This is a genomic window from Desulfotomaculum sp. (assembly GCF_982386235.1).
Genome location: NZ_CEVWQM010000039.1, coordinates 1 through 19,956, shown reverse-complemented (window position 1 = coordinate 19,956; position 19,956 = coordinate 1). Strand labels below are relative to the sequence as shown.

Genomic DNA, 19,956 nt, shown 5'->3' with positions numbered 1-19,956 from the left:
GGAAGTATCCATGAAATGCAGACCTTTGCCCTGGGGAGCTTCAGCTGGAGTCAGTACGCTTTGTACTTTGGCTACTTTACCGATCTTTTGGATGTTGCCAAGGGCTTTTTCTTCGATGGTGGTTAAGCCGCCGGCGATGTTACCCTGGGTGGGCTGGGTGCCGCACAGGTCTACACCTTGGCTCTTAATGAACTCATCATAAGCGGTCCAAGTCTGCATAAACTTTTCTCTTACTTCCGGGGTAGCGCAACGCTCTGCTACTAAGTGTTCACCACCGGTTAACTCGGAGGTTTCACCAAAGAACAGGGTCAGACCCATGGGGTCCAAGCGGTCATACAGACGACCGATGGAGGGGTTAGCAGCTAAACCAGAGGTGGTGTCAGACTCACCACATTTGGTGGAAACGGTTAGTTCATTTAGTTTGCATTCGGTTCTTTGCAGTTCAGTGGCGTACTGAACGAATTCTTTGGCTTTCCAAGAAGCCATTTCCACGGTTTTGAAGTCACCATGACGCTCAATGTAGAAACCAGCAACTGGCTTACCAGTCTTAGCAATACCTTCAACGATCAGGTTGGTCCAGTTGGGTTCGATACCAATAACAACTACAGCAGCAACGTTAGGGTTGCAGCCAGTACCGATAAGGGTACGGAAATGCAGTTCTAAGTCTTCACCAAACTGCAGGCGGCCATAGGGGTGAGGTAAAGCCATGGTGCCTTGTACGTGTGAGGCCACTGCTTCGCAAGCTGCGTTAGAGATATCATCTACCGGCAATATAATTACGTGGTTACGACAACCAACAGTACCGTTTTCACGGCGATAGCCCATAAAAGTCGGAATGTTCATTTGGATTACCACCTTTCAGTTTTTAGGTTATGGGTATGTACGTGTTCACCTTTTTTGATGTCAGCAACGGTTTTACCAACGGGGATGTGGTACTTGATCATTCTTTCACCATTGGCAATGTCTTTCAGGGCAATTTTGTGGCCCAGAGGAATATTGCTAACTGCTTTAATTTCGATGGTTTGGTCAGAGTCTTGAATTTTACCGGTTACAGTTTCACCAGCTTCGATGTCAGCCACTGCTACCCCAACCATGTCTTCGGGGTCGTGCACTAAGAACTTAATCAATCGAAACTCCTCCTTTTTATATAGGTTATATAACCTCTTACAGGTGTTCGGGTAGCATCTCCGACTCCTGCAAAATTATTTTCTTAGCCTAAAGTTGGTACACCCACAGATTCAGCCAATTGATTCAACTCGTTTAGTAATTGCTCCGGTACAGGAACACCTTCCTGCTTACGGGCATTGGCTTTGACGGTTCTGCGTTCGCCGGGAATAAAGATCTCTGTTACTCCCTCAGCCTTTGGTGTATCCTTAATCGCCTTTATCATTTGCTGCATTCTGTCTTTAAATACATCAAGAGGCATAAATTTTGAAACATCTAATGCAATAAAAGAGTGTCCGATATCCACTGGTTCGGTGCTTTCATCGTAAATCCAGCCAACTTCTTTGCCTACGGCAGAGCCACTTAAAACACCGGCCATAATTTCTACCGCCAGGGCCATGGCATAACCCTTGGGACCTGCCATTGGCAGTACCGCACCAGCTAAGGCAGCTTTGGCATCCGTCGTGGGTTTACCATCCTTATCGATGGCCCAACCTTCGGGAATGTCTTTGTCCTGCTTAGCTGCCAGAATAATATTTCCCCTGGCCACGATACTAGAGGACATATCTACCACCACCGGCTGTTCTTCACCAGGGAAACCAAAGGCAATGGGGTTGGTACCAAAGTAGGATTCCCGTCCACCCCAGGGCGGAATACCAGAAGGTGTATTGGTAAAGGCCAAGCCAATCATACCGGCGGCCGCAGCCTGCTTACAGAAGTAGGCCGAAGCACCATAGTGGTTGCTGTGTTTTACTGTTACACCGCCCATGCCAGCTTCTTTCGCCAGGTTGATGGCCACTTCCATGGCTTTAACGCCAACCAATTGTCCCAGGCCGTTGTCTCCATCAAGCACAGCCACTGCCGGAGCAGTTTTATCTACTTTGATGTTGGCTTGAGGATTGATCCGGCCATTTTGGATACGGGTGGTGTAAATGGGAAGTCTGCTAATGCCGTGGGTATCTAAACCTTCCAGGCTGGTATCCACCAAAACATCTGCCACAATATCAGCATCCGCCTTGGGAACTCCCACCCCTTGTAACAGATTTGAGCAAAAGGTCAGTAATTTTTCCGAACTAAAATTCATTTGTAACCCTCCGGTTCCTCGTTTTATCTAACGACACATAATGAGCCTTGACCGCGAATAATTTTGGTGCATTCACGGGCCACCAGCTCGGAAGTGCGAACCTGTGCTTCTTCAGTAAGGCCAGCAATGTGAGGTGTAATAATAATGTTGTCCAGTTCCAGAAGTTTATTGCCAGTTGGAGGTTCCTTAGCCAAAACATCCAGAGCAGCACCAGCGATGGTTTTGGACTTAAGTGCCTCATAAAGGTCATCTTCATTGATCACGCCGCCGCGTGCGGTATTGATGATATAGGATGTCTTTTTCATGGTGCCCAGGCTATCTTTATTAATTAAGTTTCTGGTTTTATCATTTAAGGGTACATGCAGGCTCACATAGTCTGATTTGGCTAATACTTCCTCCAGGGAGGTCATGCAAACACCAATGTCGGTGCAGGCCAGTTCATAGGGGGGTAAAAATGGGTCATACCCAAGTACTGTCATACCCATCGCTCTGGCTCTGGAGGCCAATCTTGCACCAATTTCACCTACACCGACAAGCCCCAGGGTCTTGCCATAGATTTCTTCCCTGGTCCAGAGTTTACGGTTCCAGTTACCCTGCTTGACATCCTGGTTCGCCTTTTCCAGTGGACGTGAGAAGGCAAACATGGCAGAAAAGACATACTCAGCTACGGAAATAGCGTTGGCGTTACGGGCAAAGACAACCGGGATGCCTTTTGCTTTGGCTGCTGCCACATTGATATTATCCAAGCCTACACCCAAACGGCCAACAACCTTTAAATTAGGGGCCTGGGTCATTAACTCTTCGGTTACCTTGGTTTGGTTCCTCACGATTAGAACATCGCAATCTTTGACGACTTCGGCTAAATTGTCACTTTTCCATAGATTTTGGTCATAGACAACTTCGCCCAATTCCCTGAGGATCTCCAGACCCTCTTCCCAGATTAATTCGGTTACAACGGTTTTCATTTTTTCACCTCAAATTTATTATGAGAATCCCTCTGCTACTAGCAGTCAGTTTGAGTTAGAAAAGGTCTTGTACCAAAAAGCATAAGTCTTTGGCTTTTGTGCCCTTTTCTGTAACGCTTAGCTTCTTATTATTCTGGTCTTTTTCAGCAAAAATAATTATTGAATTTAGTTTCTTTCTAAGTAAAAATAATATTTGTTACGAGGAATGTTGCAAGGTATGTATTATTAGGTATGTGGTAATACCAGTCTTAAAAAGATAATACAATTATTCACTTGATTAGTCAATTATTTTTTGTCAAGAATACGACTTTGTTCGACATTGATAGTCATTTCACTACTATTTTCAAGCAAATTTGCCTTATTTTGCAATTGTTTTGCCTTGGTTGTCGAAATGTTTTCTGCTTCTGCTTTGACCTTATATTTTTTAATATATCTTGAGAGATAATGTGAAATATAGTATATTTAGAACACTAGAGGTATTACCTTTATCGGTATACCCAATTTTTTAGAGGTGAGAAATGTTTAATAATCGCATTGGACGTAGTGAAAGCCTTCGCACTGAGGTTGCCGATTATATAAGAAACCTTATAGCCACAGGACAATTAAAACCTGGGGATCGTCTGCCTACTGAAAGAGACATGGCCGAAAACTTTGGTGTAAGTCGTACGGTCATCCGGGATGCTGTAAAAACCTTGGCAGGTATCGGACTGCTGGATGTTAAGCACGGTGTTGGTATCTTTGTGGCTACCCCGGATGGCAGTGTGGTGGGACAGCACCTATCCCAACTTCTGCAGTATCATTTGGAGACGTTGGAGCATATTTATGAGGTTCGTATTCTTTTAGAGAAGGCTGCTGCCTTTTGGGCCGCCCAGCGTTGTACCCCTGAGGACTATATTAAACTAAAAAATCTATTAGAAGAAGCCCATAATGTTGATGAGGCTGATTACCCTGACCGATTTGCGGAATTAAACCGCAACTTCCACATCCTGGTGGCAGAGGCCTCTCAAAACCCAGTGGTTGCTATTATGACGGAAAATATTTTAGATATGCTTGAGCATACCACGGTCGAAACCCACCGTATTCCAGGTCGCGCCGTCCGTTCGATTGACGAACATGAGCGTGTATTAACTGCTATTATTGAACACAAAGCAGAAGAAGCCAAGAAGGTCATGGAAGAACACTTAAGCAGTGTGTTGGAGACTCACCGAAAGGAAAAGAAGGAAAAAAGGAATTAGCCATAGCACAAGGGGACGGTTCTTTTGTGTTGTTCTATAGAACAACACAAAAGAACCGTCCCCTTGTGCTACTCGCCTGTGCCGTTAACGACATAAAAAACAAAACCCTTACCGATTTGGTAAGGGTTTTCTGGTGGGCGATGACGGGATCGAACCGCCGACATCCTGCTTGTAAGGCAGGCGCTCTCCCAGCTGAGCTAATCGCCCATATTTATTTGGTGACCCCTACGGGATTCGAACCCGTGTTACCGCCGTGAAAGGGCGGTGTCTTAGACCACTTGACCAAGGGGCCATTTGAGAGGTGAGATGTGAGAAATTAGAGGTGGGATTCTTTTTGCGAGAGGCTTCTCACTTCCAACCTCTCACATCCCACTTCTCAATTGGTGGGCCCACCAGGACTCGAACCTGGAACCAGCCGGTTATGAGCCGGATGCTCCACCATTGAGCTATAGGCCCTTATATTTGGCTCCCCGAGTAGGATTCGAACCTACAACCTACCGGTTAACAGCCGGTTGCTCTACCATTGAGCTATCGAGGAGCATCATCACGAAAGTTATTATACTAAAACAACTCCGTGAGGTCAACCCATATTTTATTTTTTTATTATTTTAGTCCAGATAATCCTTTAATTTCTTGCTGCGGCTAGGATGACGCAATTTACGCAATGTCTTTGCTTCAATCTGACGAATACGTTCCCTGGTAACACCAAATTTTTGTCCCACTTCTTCCAGTGTTCTAGCACGACCGTCATCTAAGCCAAAACGCAAGCGTAATACCTTTTGCTCCCGATCGGTTAATGTCTTAAGCACTTCGTCCAGTTGTTCGCGGAGGAGTGTAAAGGAAGCTTCTTCTGCTGGTGCCCTGGCATCCGCATCCTCAATGAAGTCACCTAAATGGGAATCTTCTTCTTCACCAATGGGAGTTTCCAGTGAAACAGGTTCCTGGGCAATCTTCATAATCTCACGGACTTTATCGCCGGAAATATCCATTTCCTTAGCGATTTCCTCAGGCGATGGTTCCCTCCCCAATTCTTGGAGTAATTGTCTGGAAACCCGAATTAATTTATTGATGGTTTCTACCATGTGTACGGGTATACGAATGGTACGAGCCTGGTCTGCAATGGCCCTGGTTATGGCCTGGCGAATCCACCAAGTTGCATAGGTGCTAAATTTAAAGCCTTTACGAAAATCAAATTTTTCTACGGCTTTTATCAAACCTAAATTACCTTCTTGAATTAAATCCAGGAATAACATTCCTCTGCCCACATAACGCTTGGCAATGCTTACAACTAAACGTAAGTTAGCCTCAGCAAGACGACGTTTAGCCTCTTCATCCCCTTGCTCCATCCGTTTGGCCAGTTCGATTTCTTCCTCGGGGGTGAGAAGCGGTACCCGACCAATTTCCTTTAAGTACATACGAACTGGATCGTCAATACCAATACCCTCGGGAATACTTAAATCTACTTCTACTTCTACCTCTTCCTCGGGTGTATTGTCCACTGAGTCATCTACTTCCAGAGGCTCCAAATCACTGGCTAAGGGGACAACTTCAATACCCATGGCAGAAATTTTTTCATAAATGTCATCAATTTGATCTGGCGACAATTCGGTACCCTGAAGGGTATCCATAATTTCGTTGTATGTTAGTACCCCACGTTTTTTGCCCTTTTCAATTAATTCTTTAACTTGTTCTACTTTCATTTCGTCCCTCATGTTGCCACTCCCCTTTCGGGCCCCTCGGATTTCATGATAAGATTAATCTCGCGACTCAGCTGGATTACTCCTTCGGTATCTCCGCTTTTCTCCGCCGCTGCCAACTTTATTAACAATTCATCAAGTTTTGCTTTTTCTCTTGCTCTTTTTATGGTATTAATTAAATCAGAAAGTATTTGATCTGCATTTTGCCCTGGAATTTCTTGGACCAGTAAACTGCTTACAACCCCTTGGGATATTTCATCTAATTCATCCAATAATACAGAATCTTCATATCCCGTCTCGAGATATACATCAAATATTTTCTGGTAAACACTATTTTGAAAAAAATCTTTACCTAAGTTTTGGAGGATCGGTTCTAGAGATTCTTTATTTTCTATGGCAAATCTTAATATACCTGCTTCAGCAATTGACCTTTTATCCTTTAATGGCGGAGGCAAAAAATTCCTCACACTCGGTATATTATGACTATTTTTTGTAAAATTATCCTGAATTGTAGGTTTTTTTCTTAAGCTTTTTTTGTAATTTTTAATTTCCTCCAGCACGGTCTCCCAGTTCACCTGCAAAACTGTGGCCGTTTGCTTAACTGTTTCTTCAAATTCAATGGCACTGGCCACAGAAGCCAAATTGGGTAACACCTCCTGTAGGATTCTTTGTTTGGTGCCTGGATTTTGTATACCGTATTTTTTTGCCGCCTGTAATAACTTATATTGAACCATTGGCATTGCCTGCTCAATTACACTTTGCCAGCCAGATAATCCATGGGCTTGAATATATTCATCCGGGTCCTTTGCTCCAACAATGGTAGCAATTCTAACTCGGCAGCCCAATTCCTGCAAAATATCTGCCGACCGAATTGCTGCCTTGATCCCAGCGTCATCGGAATCATAGGCTATCACAACATCGTGGGTATAACTCATAAGCAAATTTCCCTGCTCCCGGGTGAAGGCTGTTCCCAGGGATGCTACGGCATTGGTCACACCATGCTGGTAAGTGGCTACCACATCCATATAGCCCTCCATTAACGCCACATAGCCAAGCTCTCTAATCCCTTTGCGGGCGATGTGCAAACCGTAGAGAAGCTGCCCTTTTTTGAAAAACTCCCCTTCTGGTGAGTTTAGGTACTTAGGAGTATCGTCCCCCATGGTTCTGCCACCGAAGCCCACAACCCGCCCCTGGCTATCCCAAATAGGAAACATTACCCGATGGCGAAACCGATCGTAATATCCCCCGGCTTCCTTTTTATGCACCAAGCCCAAATTCGTTAGTTCTTCGCCAGAAATACCTTTAGATGTCAAGAACTTTGTTAAGGCATCCCAGCCCGGTGGTGCATAACCCAGCTCAAAATTTTCCCTGGTGCTATCGGTAAGGTTACGGGTCTCTATATATTTTATTGCTGCTGAGCCAACATCTTTGGTTAACAGAAAGCGGTAAAAGTCCCTCACTAAGCCATATATTTTAAAAGCCCTGTCTTTCTTGGCTTGCTGAATATTGTCCTTTGGTGAGGCCTCTTCCGGAACATCTATTCCTATTCTAGCCCCCTGGGTTCTGACAGCCTCGGGGAAAGAAAGACCCTCCACCATCATTAAAAACTTAAAGACATTCCCCCCAACGCCGCAACCAAAGCAATGAAATATCTGCCTCTCCTGGTTTATGTTAAAGGAAGGTGTCTTTTCCTGGTGAAAGGGGCATAGGGCCAGATAATTCTTGCCGCGTTTTTCTAAAGCCACATAACGGGAAATGACTTCCACAATGTCCGATCTTTGCCTAATCTCTTCAATTACAGAATCCGGAATCCGCCCAGCCATCTATTCACCCCTTTGCTACCTTTCCTTACTTTTTTGCTATGGACAGGGGTTTTTCCCATTTTTGGAATGCGCCCGGAATCCGAACTACAGTTTAAAGATTATTCGCTGCGATTAAAAAATCTCCTGCAACACTTCGACAATTTTTCTCATGGTACAGCTTTATTATTACCAATATTTGCATTGAATATAAACATTGAGCTATTCTAAGGGAAATCCTTTGGGAATGAATATTTTTTTGTATTGGGCCACAGCATAACGATCGGTCATGCCGGCAATATAATCCACCACGACCCTGGAAATTTCCTCATGTTCTATCCTTTGACGCATATCAATAGGTAAATGATGGTAGTTTTCAATATAATAAAGATATAGTGCCCTTATTAAACACCTTGCCTTATCTTCTTCCTTTTTTGCCTCAGAACCAATATATACATGTTCAAACATAAAAGTTCTTAAGTTGTTCATGGCCCCTTGAATTTCTTTGCTCATACCTATTTCTGCTTTGCCCTTGCTGAATTGTATAAGATCAAAAACCATGGTATTAATCCGTTGACTATGTCTTACTCCTAATGCACTTAAACAATCCCAAGGAATATCCTGAATGTTAATGATCCCGGCCCTTAAGGCATCATCAATATCATGATTGATATAGGCTATGCGATCCGCTATTTTTACGATTTGCCCCTCCAGCGTGATCGGCTTATTGGGTCCGGTATGATTAAGAATGCCATCCAAAACCTCATAGGTAAGGTTTAATCCCTGATCACCCTCCAAATGCTTTACAACTCGGATGCTCTGCTCATTATGCCTAAAACCTAGATCATAGAGACTGGCAAGGACATCTTCACCTGCATGACCAAAGGGAGTGTGACCCAAATCGTGGCCCAGTGCGATGGCTTCGGTTAGGTCTTCATTCAGCCCTAATGCCTTGGCACAGGTTCTGGCAATTTGGGCTACCTCCAGGGTGTGGGTCAGACGGGTACGGTAATGGTCTCCCTCAGGGATAATAAATACCTGGGTTTTTAGTTTAAGCCGCCGAAAGGCCTTGGAATGAATAATCCTATCGCGATCCCTCTGAAATTCTGTTCTTACTGGACATGGTTCTTCCTTTCTTTCCCTGCCCTTTGTATTTTTACTCAGGCAAGCAAAGGGTGATAAAATTTTTGCTTCTAGTTCCTCGGTTTGTCGGCGAATTTCCATCTTTCGATCTATCCTTTTTTCCTATTCCTCAAGGAACGGGTGGCTTGGGCCACTTCTGTCACACGGCGACCGATGATCCTGCTGCGATTGGCAGCCAACGGATCGTCCTGGGCCGGTTTTTGGGCACAGGCACCGTGATGTCCGGGGTCATTCTCATAGGCTCCATCCCCAACGATGGTCATACCGTGTACCAACATAATGTCATGTAAAGCACGCACCGTAAGTTCTTGCCCCCCAAAACGAGAAGCACCCACCGTAACTGCGGCACCCACCACATCCACCAAGGCCTTTTCCTTGCGCAAAGCCCTGGTTTTATCCCAAAAAAGCTTCATTGGTGAAGCGATGGTACCAAAATACACTGGACTACCTAAGATGATGCCATCCGCAGCTTTTATAAGTTCCAACACATCCCCCAGAGGGGTATCCCGATAGCAGGCACCCACACAGGGGTTGGTACAGGCATCACAAAACAGTGGATCTGCCGTTAACACGCATTCCGCCAGCTGAATCAGTTTCGTTTCTGCCCCCAATTCACTGGCTTCTGCCAGTGCTTTGTTGAGCATAAATGCAGTATTACCATCGGCACGGGGACTGCCATTTAAACCCAGTATAATCATAATAAGCCTCCTCGTTTTTAAAAAAATTGAGAGGGTATCATGATGCAAATAAATATGATCTATTAGATAGTCTATAAAACTCTATGCCAGATCTTTTTTGATTAGACCGTTCCTTTCGCCTTTAGCTGTTCGCTTTTGGCTTCTAATCGCTAAGGACTAATTCAACCGTTTTTAACGGTTTATAAATCGGCCCGCTGGGTGTAAGTGTACTTTGGATCAAGTGAATATTTGTGACTTGCCATTGGCCGAATTTTTCCTGCTTGTGTTTGGTAACCTCTGTCACCAACCTATCCGTATCGCTGAAATCTTTCATTCTTCCGAGGGTTAGGTGGGGAGAATATTTTCGATGTTCCGCAGGGAAATTTAAATTGGCTAATTTTTTATCTAAGGAATGCTGTAGCCCTAGCAATCTATCTTTATCTCCATGCACCCCAGTCCAGAGGACTTTGGGATTCCCTTTGCCGGGAAAGGTACCTAATCCCTGCAATGACAGTGTAAAAGCTGAAAATTGCTGACCGCTTTGCTGCATGGCTTCACCTATATCCTTACACTTGTTTTCCGGAGTATCGCCGAGAAATTTTAGTGTCAAATGAAAATTATCTGGACTAACCCATTTAACCCCCGTTGTATACTCCTTTAGGGATTGCTGAACCTTATTTAGCCTCTCTTTTAAAACCAGAGGTATTTCAATGGCGATAAATAATCTTAAATTTTTCATATTGCCTACCCTTTTCTATAGAGCTATTCGACAGCAAATAAGTAAATCCTCTTTGTGATTTTCGTTTTACTAAGATTTACCCCATGTGCCTGAAGTATGCTGAGTAAAGGGGTCTAAATTTGTCAAATCATATGGTTTTCGGCCTTGACTGCACGATTAACCATTTAGCTGTTACAGTTGAATGTGAATGGCACGACCCCCGTGCTTCTAAATTTATTTGAAACTTTTAAATAAAATTTGATTGGAGCCTTCCTGAATATGAACCCAAAAATTTCGAAAAGGAAACTGATCTGAAAAATATGTTTCAACTTTCGTCCCATAACTGCCATTTAATACTTTTTCCGTCTCGAAAACAGGTCCTTGTGCTAGGTAACGTCGTTCCTCCTTCGAAAAGGTTTTATCCGGTAGGATTAGATGAAATATAAACATAGCAAGTATAAATAAAAATGGCAGCATACACAGGATATTCTGGATAATAGCAAAATTATTTTTGTTCTTTATTAGCGATCACTCCTCCAGGTTAAAATCGAAAATAGATAAAGGGATTGTAAGTTGAACCAACCATATATGCTGTTGAAAAAAACATTAGTATACAATAATACACGTTTACTGCTAAATTATAAATATTGCAATGGCTTCCTTTAAGTAATACCGCCAGTTTCTTCGGTCCAGGTGAAGCGGCAAGGATACAAACAATATATAAGAGGGCATACGCTTTTAGCTTCACAACTGCTTGGTCGCCAACCAGTGTGTTGCCGCCCACGCCAAACATGCTCAGCAGAAAATTCAACACATCCGTCAGGTTGGTAAATTCAAAAAACACCCAACCTATCGCTACAAACAGCAATACGTATAGATTACGAACAGCCTTTGGCCATCGTATCATGCTTTTCTGCAAAAACAGTTTTTCTACGATGATTAAAATCGCAAAATAAAGCCCCCATAAAACAAAATTCCAGCTTGCACCATGCCAGAGCCCTGTGAGAAACCATACGATGAGCAGATTTCGTATCATTTTCCACTTTCCGACACGGCTCCCGCCAAGAGGAATATATACGTATTCCTTAAACCAGGACCCGAGGGAGATATGCCATCTCCGCCAGAATTCTGAAACACTTTGTGAACGATATGGATACCGGAAGTTTTCCTTAAAATAAAATCCAAACATTTTTCCCAATCCGCTGGCCATGTCCGAATAGCCGCTGAAATCAAAATATATCTGCAAGGCAAAGGCAATCACTCCGGCCCAGGCCATGAGCACTGAAATTTCTGCACCGGGCATGGCTTTTACTTCAGACCATAGCAGTCCTATAGGATTGGCAAGAAGTACTTTTTTTGCCAAGCCGCACAGGAAGCGCTGCATCCCGGCGTAAAATTCTTCGAAATTTATGCTTCTGTCTGCTAACTGTGATTCAATGTCTGCATAGGTCACAATGGGCCCGGCCACCAACTGCGGGAACATCGTAATATAAAGAGCAAAGGGAATCAGGCTTTTCTGCGGCTTTATTTTTCCCCTATATACATCCATCACGTAGGATAGGGCCTGAAAGGTGTAAAACGAAATTCCTAGGGGCAGTGCCAGTGTTCCTACATTCAAATGCCAACTGCCAATGGAGGCTATTGTACTTATGATCATGCCGAAATATTTATAATAAGCAAGACAGCCTAAATTGAACACCAGACTGATGATTAAAAAAAGCGCCCTTTTCCGGCTGCCGGCAGCATCGCTACTTAAGAGAGTGCCTATCCAGTAATTAATCATTATGGAACCGCACATCAATAACACATAGACAGGTTCTCCCCAGGCATAGAACAACAGGCTTGCAGTAAGCAGAACCATATTCCTCAAATGCTTTGCTGCCAAATAATAAAGAATTACTGTGAGCGGCAAAAAAGCAAAGGTAAAAAACAGACTGCTAAAAACCATATGTCCCTCACTATAATGCTTGGGAGAGTTTCTTCAGCCACAGCCGGTAAAATTCCTTCTTGAAATGAACACCATCTTCGGCGAATAAATCCGGATTTTCCTTTGCCATTGCCCCTATGTCTATATAATTAACGGATAACTGATCCGCTAACGCCTGCAAAAGCTCATTGTATTCCTCTATTCTTCCATAGCGGGGCTCTTGTCTTAATGCCTCCTCTGTCACCGGTGTAATAGACTGGAGGTGTATTCTACTGTGGGGCAGCTCTTCCTTTATCTTGTTAACTAGTTTTGTTACATCCTTGCTGAATAATTCTTTTGGATCAGCCACCGGCATGAGCATGTCATCGGACCCCAACATGATAAAAACGTTATCCGGTTTCCTTTCAACCAGAGTACCAATGTCATCATAAGTAAAACCGGCCGTTGCTCCCGCCCCGGCTATTACACATTGCTTCGGCAGGATTTCATTAACTGTAAAACCTTCGGTAATGGAATCTCCCATCAACACACTGTTCTCAAACTTAGCAGCAACATCTTCTTCTACCGTTGTATTCCCGCAGGCAGTCAGGCCAATTAAAAGGATACCTGCCAGGAAACACCTTATTCGTTTTTTCATAAATAAATACCTCTTTTCTTTATTTGATACACCGATCTTACAGCAGCAAAATGCAGATCAGGTGCAGATCAAATAAAACAGCCATGAAGGATCCTTCATAGCTGTTCCGCGGGTAACCTATTAAATGATTGGGCTAAGCGTAAAACAATGCTTTAGGGCTGTACCGGCAATGCAAAGAAAAAGCGGACGCCGTCTGGCGTATTTGCCACACCATAAACCGCTTGATGAAGTTCCAGGATTTCCTTCGCTATAGAGAGCCCAAGACCCGTACCGGCCTTGGCTGTCCTGGCCTCCGCACGGTAGAATTGGTCCCATATCCTTTTCCTGTCTTCCTCTGATATTGGCTTCCCCTGATTTTCTATGCTGATTTCCGTCGTTTGTCCCTTGTCTCTTACCGTAATTATGATGGCATGTCCCTGCTCCGTGTGCTGGATGGCATTACTGAGAAAATTAGTAATCACGCGACTGATCAGCCCTTTATGCCCCACTACCATTTGAGGACAAAGTTTTAATGTAAGGGAGAGGGTTTTCTCCTCTATCTGCTCAGCCAGTGATCTGCATACCTCGGTGATCGCCTTATCGATTTCAAAAGGAGCCATTTCAGGCCGATAGGTACCGGATTTAAACTTAGCCAGATCTAGCATATTAACAACCAGCAAATCCATCCGCTGTATTTCATCGTCCATCGCCTGTACATAATGTTCCCTTTTTTTAACTGCAATGCCGTCTTTTAAAATGGATAGACAACTTTTCATAACAGCAAGCGGCGTTTTTAATTCATGAGATACCCCGGCAATAAATTCCTTTCGTGTATTTTCCAACTGTTTCTCTTTATCAAGATCCTGTTTCAGCTGATCAATATACGTTTCAATCCGGCTCGACAAGTCATTGATATTTTGGGATAACTGACCAATTTCATCCTCGGAACGCACCGGCAACTTTTCCCTAAAATCCAGGTTTGCTATTTGCCCTGTAATGCGGTTGATCGATATCAGCGGTTTGGCTAGCCACTTCGAAAAAACAAATGCCAAAACGATCACATACAAAAAAGTAAATCCGAAATAGTAAGGATAGAATTGTCGCATGACCGCTATGGCCTCATCTACCGGCTGAAGGGAGGTCATAGCAAAAACATATCCCGTTACCCCATTTTCAATAACTGGTTTAATGATTACCTTATATTCCGCAAAATTTTCTATTGCCCTACGTTCTTCTGTATGCTGAAGAGGTTTCGCGGTATTCGCCAGCAGACCCACTTGAAATTCCTTTAACTGTTTCAAAAAGAAACGTTCATGGTAAGGAAACGAAATATACTCTGCTCGTTCCGGAAATACAGTTTTTGTTACGGTTCCTCTGTATAGGCCCGTGCTCAGATGACCATAGGCTTTATCGGCACGAGGACCATGCAGCTTGTTTGCAATGTTTAAATTTACGACTCCCGTTGAATCAGTCTGTATATGATAAGGTATTCTTTCATTTACTATATTAACAGTATCAATAACCACCTCATCGCCGACCTTGAGTGAAAAGAGTACATCGGAGGAAAATTCCCCTTCAAAGGAGTACATCGGTATTCGTAAATTACCCTGGGATTCATTCTTCAATTTCACTTCAATATAGTAATTATCTACATCCCAAATACGTCCATATTCATCCAATTTTGTAATCCAAATATGATTATCCTTATATAGTTCCTCGGATGCCGCTTCCGCCCCTTTTTTCGCTGCCAGGCCTAAGTACTCGTTCATATGCATTTTGAGGGTATCCGATTTCTTATTAATATAATATCTCTCAAAAAAGTAATTTTGCGTGATGCCAATAAATAAAAACATCAAAGAGAATAATAGCGTTGTCAGCACAAACCATTTAAAAACAATACTTTTTTTCATAGCTATTCCTTTGCGAATTTATATCCCGAACGGATAACCGTAACAATACGGCTGCCTTTGCTGCCCAGCTTGGCACGTAGGTTTCTGATATGACTGTTTACTGTCTTTTCATCACCGTAAAAATCATAACCCCATATCTTGGAAATGAGTTGCTCTCTGGTAATTACAATTCCTTCATTTTGCATTAAGTAAGCAAGAATTTCAAATTCCGTATGAGTCAAATTAATTGTATTACTCTCTACAGTAACAAGTCTTGCTCCCATATTTATCACAACACCGCCACTGGATAGCAGCATTCCATCCATCGTATCCGCGTGTTTTTCAAGAAATCGTTTCACTTTTGCCATTAAAACACGGGGACTATATGGTTTGATGAGATAATCATCCGCTCCCAGCTCATAGCCCAGAAGAGAGTCATCCTCATCGGAACGAGCAGTTAAAATGATGATCGGGACACTGGAATTTTTTCGTATTCTCCGGCATACTGACCAGCCGTCAACCTTCGGCAAAACAATGTCTAATATAACTAAATCAACAGAATTTGATTGAAATAGCTCTAATGCTTTTTCTCCATCTGCCGCCTCTAATACCTGATAGCCATCCTCGATTAGATAGTCCATGATCACTTCCCGTAAAATATCCTCATCTTCAACAACCATTATTTTATTCATCCCATATCTCCATCTGTGTTCTTACAAACTTAATTATAATTGTTAACGTGAAGGTGCTCAGCCAGGAAACCAGTCACTCCTTAACGAATATCGTAAACTCACCTCTAGGCAGCATTCATATATACTTATCATGCCACCACTGAATCAACACGCAAATTACATACGTTGCCTTAACGCCTTCAGTTCTCGTGCTTTTCTCATATACTCTTCATTAAGGCCTTTCTTCTCCTCCTCACTTAACCGATCATTCAATTTTCCACCAATGCATGCTAAGTCACATTCCAGTTGCAAGATACGGTTGCGAATTGTTATTAAATCCAATTGGCCATTATTTTGTGTACATTGATTTTTTCTCTTGCGCAGGTAATACTCATAATTTCCTTCATAGCATTTCAGTGAGCCATCCTCAAGAAGCAAGATTTTAGTGGCAATCCTTTGTACAAAATAGATATCATGTGAAACAAATAAAATACCGCCCGCATATTTCTCTAAGACTTCTTCGATTTTTTCCTTAGCAGCGATATCTAAATAGTTGGTAGGTTCATCCAGAACAAGAAAATTGGCGCCTGATAAAATCAGCCTGGCAAATGTAACCCTGCTTTTTTCTCCCATGCTCAACCCTTTAATCTTCTTGAAAACATCATTTTTCCTAAAAAGCAGGCAAGCAAGCAGGGTTCGGATATCTTCTATTGATTTATTTGAAGCCATAACGTTATCAAGGATATTTTTATCGGCGTTAAGCTCTTCAAATTCTTGAGAAAAGTAGCCTATTTTAAGGTTCGGATCTAAAGATAATTGACCTTGAAAATCACGGTCAACACCACATAGTATTTTTAAGAGCGTGGTTTTACCCGCTCCGTTATCCCCCAACAGGGCTATCTTTTCACCTCTGCCAATCGTAAATGACAGGTCTTGGAACACAACATTATCTCCAAAAGCCCTGGATATTTGGCTCGCCCGTACAACAACAGGGGATAACTTGTTGCTTTGAATATGCAGTTTGTTGATAAAATCAAAAGCCGGCAGCGAAACGTGCAGCGGTTTTTCCATTCTATTACTTACTAAGCGGGCAAGTTCTTTTTCCTTTGCCTTTATAGCGCTAGCCTGCGTTTTGGCGGCATTTTTATAGTCAGAACTTTTTTGCGCGCTTGCCAGCCAGTTTCTTCTATGGCGGATGGCCTGTTTTAATTGTTTAATTTGCAATTGCTGTTTTTTATATTCCTTGACAGTATGTTTGTCTTCGTTTTCTTTTTGTATTTTATACGCTGAATAATTGCCTTTATAGGTCTTTAAACCAGTGGCGGTTAATTCCCAGATACGGTCTGCCACACGATCCAGCAAATATCTGTTGTGCGATATAATTAAAACCGATTGTTTGATTCGCTTGATAATCCTTTCCAAGGACGCTGCGCTAGATACATCCAAATGATTCGTAGGTTCATCAAGTATCAACAAATCAAAATCCCTTGTAAGGACTTTGCAAAGCATGAGCTTTGTTTTTTCGCCGCCGCTTAAACTTGTACCCTCCTGACCCCATAAAGATTCATGGATTTCCATATGATGCAACGATTTTTTCACGATCGTATCAATTGATTCATACCCATCCCAATTTTTGCTAACCTCTTTATACACCTCTTCGTACACGGAAGCACCCGGGTCAAATTCCGGGTATTGTTGCAGATAAACGATTCGTGTATTCTGTGGAGCATACTCAATGCTCCCCGTATCCGGGTTTTCCAAACCAGCTAAAATTCTGGAAAGTGCTGTCTTCCCTATGCCGTTTTTACCAATAAAGCCAATTTTGTCGCCATCACCAATTCTACCGCTAATGTTTGCCAGTACCATCTTGTCATGGTAACTCTTGAATATTCCTTCAAATAATATATTCATTTAGCCCCTTCTCCTTTTTCAATTATTTGCGGAGAAGGGCACAAAAAAAGACGACGGAGTACATCCTCGCCTTTGTTTCTTAACTGTATTTACAGAATTTACAGAACAACAAAATAAAAACAGTCAGCAATAAAGATGTGCCTTCTCCTGAATTACTCGATTAAATTTGTGGTTAATCAAAATTAATTCGGCTTTACACATCTTTTCTGCACCTCCTGTTTTTAGAGATAAGTTAATAATACCATATTAAACTTTAAATGCAAATATAGTAAAAACCATTAATCGAACAACCAGCAAAAAATAAGTCATGCTACTTGCACAACAAAGATTTTAACCTAAAATAAAACGCTTATAAGCAATCTTTTTTCCCGTACTTGTTTTAAAATTATCATCTATACATTTTTTTATTTCTTGCTGTTGCCTTTGTATATCCATTACTGTTAAATTTTCTAACAAATCCGCTTCCCATTGTATTTGAAAATCGATTCCATCAATTTTGGAAGGTGTATGATGATTACCGATTATAAAGCATATCCTATCAATATTTTTGTCAAAGCCTACCTTTTTCAATATCTCTCGTGCTACCCCTGGTCCCTCTTTCTCTTGATAAACACCCTCTATTGAAGCATACTTTCTTTCTGCTTCAACGGCACCAATATCATGTAGTATTGCTACCATACGGATTAATTCTTTTTCTTCTTCTCCAATATTTTCATCTTTCATTATTTCTTCTGCATTTTGCAATACTTTAAGAGTATGCTCCACCCCGAAAGGAATTTCTTTGAAGACTTCCTTCATCTCTCGAATAATTTTCTCTTTAAACATCGATTACCTCCACAGAATCAAAGCTGAAATTTTTGTTAAATTATCAACGCTTATTTCTTTTCGATTGTTTTCTTAACATTTTCTATTCAAATTGTTTCAATGGCACCTGTTAATATATTAAGTTTTTTAAGGACAGGAAGTGCTTCTTTGTCTGATGAATGGAATAACAACCACTCTCCTACATGAGTAAACCCCTCAAGATGGTAAGTGTCTGAAACAAGCGCCCGATCTGAACCATCTAACTCCATTCGGTAAACTCCCTCTCCTGGGTAGCCTACATCTTTAGAATGAAGGGAATAAAATATACCATTATCCGTAATGATATAAGATGAAACCTTGTCATCTACCAAAATCTGTTTTTGAGCGTTTTTGTCTACTTCAATCCGATTCAATCTGAAATCTTCCCCAATAAAATAGCAATAATCCTCCCTTATGGTCAAGTCTTTGGCAAAGACTTGGCACTCAACTCTTCTATCGTTTCCATCAAGTCCTATGCTTTCAACATAACCATTGCCATCCCCTTCATGACTGAAGAACAGTCTGTCGCCATATAGGGCAATATCTGAAGCCTGAATCCTTAGGAATCTCTCAAGGTTTCTACCGTTAATATCCATTCTATATACATTAAAAACATCAAAAGGGTTAATAAAATAAATCCAATTTTCTTTCATATGTATATCGGAAAGATAGCTCAATTTGTATATTGTTTGATTGTCCGTTCCATCAATCTTAATCCTGTTAAGTGTTTTACCACTACTATAGAAAATCCAATCGCCTGCTATATTAAGTCTGCTTATACCTGTTCCACTTGCTTTCTGGATTAGATAGTTTTTATCTTGAAAATCTTTACTTGCTCTTATAAGATTAAGATGGTCTTCTACATAGAACACATACTCTTCATTTTCAACTCCAAATCCATAATTGTTTGTATTCTCATTCGTATTGCCAAGTACCCCTTGAGGTTTAATTTCAATTATTTCAACATCTTTCACCTGTGAATTGTGGTAACTCAGTCTCAAACTCCAAAGAACCCCTTCGTCAAACAAAAATGGTATGGCTACTAAAACAATGACCAGTACGAATGCTCCAATACTTGTAACTCCCTTTGTCCATATACTACTTTTTCCCCTAATATCATTTACAAGAGCATTAACATAATACCAGGGTCCTTCAATAATAGCAGTTTTATCAGAATACTGTATTTGTACCGTGTCTTTAATTAACATTCTAAAAGGAAAGTCAAACTCGGGTTTTATCAATAAACAGTTTTCCTTCTGCTCAAGAAGTTTCCACCTGCCTTTTTTAAGGATGGTTTCCAAATATTCAAAATCCACAACCTTTTCCTTCACTAATCTGTGTATGTAATTCTTGGTCCAAACACCTATACTAACTGCGTATAAACTGATTCCATTCCAGGATAATTTTATATCCCTTCCCAAAATAACCTCGCAGATAATAAAAAGCAGCAAAATTACGGGCAGATAAATGTATATAGATTGGAATTGTCAAATTTAGTTTAGTCCCTAAACTCGTAATTCTGGCCTAAGACCATCCTTTGCTAGTGAATAACCCCTTCTGTGAAGTCAAGGGTAAGGTGGAGATTTTTTAGCGGTTTATGCTGAAAAATACTACCTG

Annotated in this window: 17 protein-coding genes and 4 tRNA genes; 1 reads left to right on the top strand and 20 read right to left on the bottom strand. The window is 41.8% G+C overall.

All coding sequences use genetic code 11. The features are described 5' to 3' along the window. The 4 genes from AC1U9Z_RS16820 to AC1U9Z_RS16805 all read right to left on the bottom strand — a co-directional run. On the bottom strand, positions 1–843 hold an 843-nt coding region (locus AC1U9Z_RS16820; RefSeq protein ID WP_479958405.1), incomplete at its 3' end, for a UxaA family hydrolase. A gap of 5 nt (positions 844–848) precedes the next feature. Further along, complete coding sequence (locus AC1U9Z_RS16815) at positions 849–1,127, bottom strand: UxaA family hydrolase (protein WP_333529943.1); 279 nt, start codon at positions 1,125–1,127, stop codon at positions 849–851. A gap of 83 nt (positions 1,128–1,210) precedes the next feature. Further along, positions 1,211–2,248: an Ldh family oxidoreductase gene (locus AC1U9Z_RS16810; RefSeq protein ID WP_333529949.1), complete on the bottom strand. Its 1,038-nt coding sequence runs from the start codon at positions 2,246–2,248 to the stop codon at positions 1,211–1,213. A gap of 23 nt (positions 2,249–2,271) precedes the next feature. Then, positions 2,272–3,213, bottom strand: coding sequence for a hydroxyacid dehydrogenase (locus tag AC1U9Z_RS16805; RefSeq protein WP_333529950.1), 942 nt, complete (start codon positions 3,211–3,213; stop codon positions 2,272–2,274). A gap of 518 nt (positions 3,214–3,731) precedes the next feature. On the opposite strand from AC1U9Z_RS16805, the gene AC1U9Z_RS16800 reads away from it, so the two are divergent. Then, positions 3,732–4,448: a FadR/GntR family transcriptional regulator gene (locus AC1U9Z_RS16800; protein ID WP_333529951.1), complete on the top strand. Its 717-nt coding sequence runs from the start codon at positions 3,732–3,734 to the stop codon at positions 4,446–4,448. A gap of 131 nt (positions 4,449–4,579) precedes the next feature. Here the strand turns inward: AC1U9Z_RS16800 and AC1U9Z_RS16795 are convergent. The 16 genes from AC1U9Z_RS16795 to AC1U9Z_RS16720 all read right to left on the bottom strand — a co-directional run bounded on the left by AC1U9Z_RS16795 (position 4,580) and on the right by AC1U9Z_RS16720 (position 19,760). Continuing rightward, positions 4,580–4,655, bottom strand: a tRNA-Val gene (locus AC1U9Z_RS16795). Positions 4,656–4,664: 9 nt separating this feature from the next. Continuing rightward, positions 4,665–4,740 (bottom strand) — tRNA-Glu (locus AC1U9Z_RS16790). 89 nt (positions 4,741–4,829) lie between these two features. Further along, positions 4,830–4,904, bottom strand: a tRNA-Ile gene (locus AC1U9Z_RS16785). A gap of 7 nt (positions 4,905–4,911) precedes the next feature. Beyond that, positions 4,912–4,986: transfer RNA gene (locus AC1U9Z_RS16780), tRNA-Asn, on the bottom strand. 70 nt (positions 4,987–5,056) lie between these two features. Further along, the gene (rpoD, locus tag AC1U9Z_RS16775; RefSeq protein WP_333529952.1) at positions 5,057–6,160 is read right to left on the bottom strand and encodes an RNA polymerase sigma factor RpoD; all 1,104 of its coding nucleotides are present in this window, start codon (positions 6,158–6,160) and stop codon (positions 5,057–5,059) included. Beyond that, complete coding sequence (gene dnaG / locus AC1U9Z_RS16770) at positions 6,157–7,968, bottom strand: DNA primase (protein ID WP_479958404.1); 1,812 nt, start codon at positions 7,966–7,968, stop codon at positions 6,157–6,159. The genes rpoD and dnaG overlap by 4 nt, the downstream gene beginning before the upstream one ends. A 198-nt stretch (positions 7,969–8,166) precedes the next feature. Beyond that, complete coding sequence (locus AC1U9Z_RS16765; RefSeq protein ID WP_479958403.1) at positions 8,167–9,168, bottom strand: deoxyguanosinetriphosphate triphosphohydrolase; 1,002 nt, start codon at positions 9,166–9,168, stop codon at positions 8,167–8,169. A gap of 8 nt (positions 9,169–9,176) precedes the next feature. Beyond that, positions 9,177–9,785: a flavodoxin family protein gene (locus AC1U9Z_RS16760; protein ID WP_479958402.1), complete on the bottom strand. Its 609-nt coding sequence runs from the start codon at positions 9,783–9,785 to the stop codon at positions 9,177–9,179. Between the two features lie 142 nt (positions 9,786–9,927). After that, positions 9,928–10,503, bottom strand: a complete 576-nt coding sequence (gene thpR / locus AC1U9Z_RS16755; protein ID WP_479958401.1) for an RNA 2',3'-cyclic phosphodiesterase — start codon at positions 10,501–10,503, stop codon at positions 9,928–9,930. Positions 10,504–11,023: 520 nt separating this feature from the next. After that, positions 11,024–12,430 (bottom strand): MBOAT family O-acyltransferase, encoded by a 1,407-nt coding sequence (locus AC1U9Z_RS16750; protein ID WP_479958400.1) that lies wholly within the window; start codon positions 12,428–12,430, stop codon positions 11,024–11,026. A gap of 10 nt (positions 12,431–12,440) precedes the next feature. Next, the gene (locus AC1U9Z_RS16745; RefSeq protein ID WP_479958399.1) at positions 12,441–13,046 is read right to left on the bottom strand and encodes an SGNH/GDSL hydrolase family protein; all 606 of its coding nucleotides are present in this window, start codon (positions 13,044–13,046) and stop codon (positions 12,441–12,443) included. 152 nt (positions 13,047–13,198) lie between these two features. Continuing rightward, positions 13,199–14,935 (bottom strand): sensor histidine kinase, encoded by a 1,737-nt coding sequence (locus AC1U9Z_RS16740; protein ID WP_479958398.1) that lies wholly within the window; start codon positions 14,933–14,935, stop codon positions 13,199–13,201. Positions 14,936–14,937: 2 nt separating this feature from the next. Next, positions 14,938–15,606 carry a response regulator transcription factor gene (locus AC1U9Z_RS16735; RefSeq protein WP_479958397.1) on the bottom strand — a complete coding sequence of 223 codons (669 nt, stop codon included), beginning with the start codon at positions 15,604–15,606 and terminating at the stop codon, positions 14,938–14,940. Positions 15,607–15,762: 156 nt separating this feature from the next. Next, positions 15,763–17,496 carry a ribosomal protection-like ABC-F family protein gene (abc-f, locus tag AC1U9Z_RS16730; protein WP_479958396.1) on the bottom strand — a complete coding sequence of 578 codons (1,734 nt, stop codon included), beginning with the start codon at positions 17,494–17,496 and terminating at the stop codon, positions 15,763–15,765. A 330-nt stretch (positions 17,497–17,826) separates the two neighbouring features. Continuing rightward, positions 17,827–18,321, bottom strand: coding sequence for an HD domain-containing protein (locus AC1U9Z_RS16725; protein WP_479958395.1), 495 nt, complete (start codon positions 18,319–18,321; stop codon positions 17,827–17,829). A gap of 86 nt (positions 18,322–18,407) precedes the next feature. Further along, a complete protein-coding gene (locus AC1U9Z_RS16720) occupies positions 18,408–19,760 on the bottom strand; it encodes a DUF5050 domain-containing protein (RefSeq protein ID WP_479958394.1) in 1,353 nt (450 codons plus the stop codon). Positions 19,761–19,956: the final 196 nt, after the last annotated feature.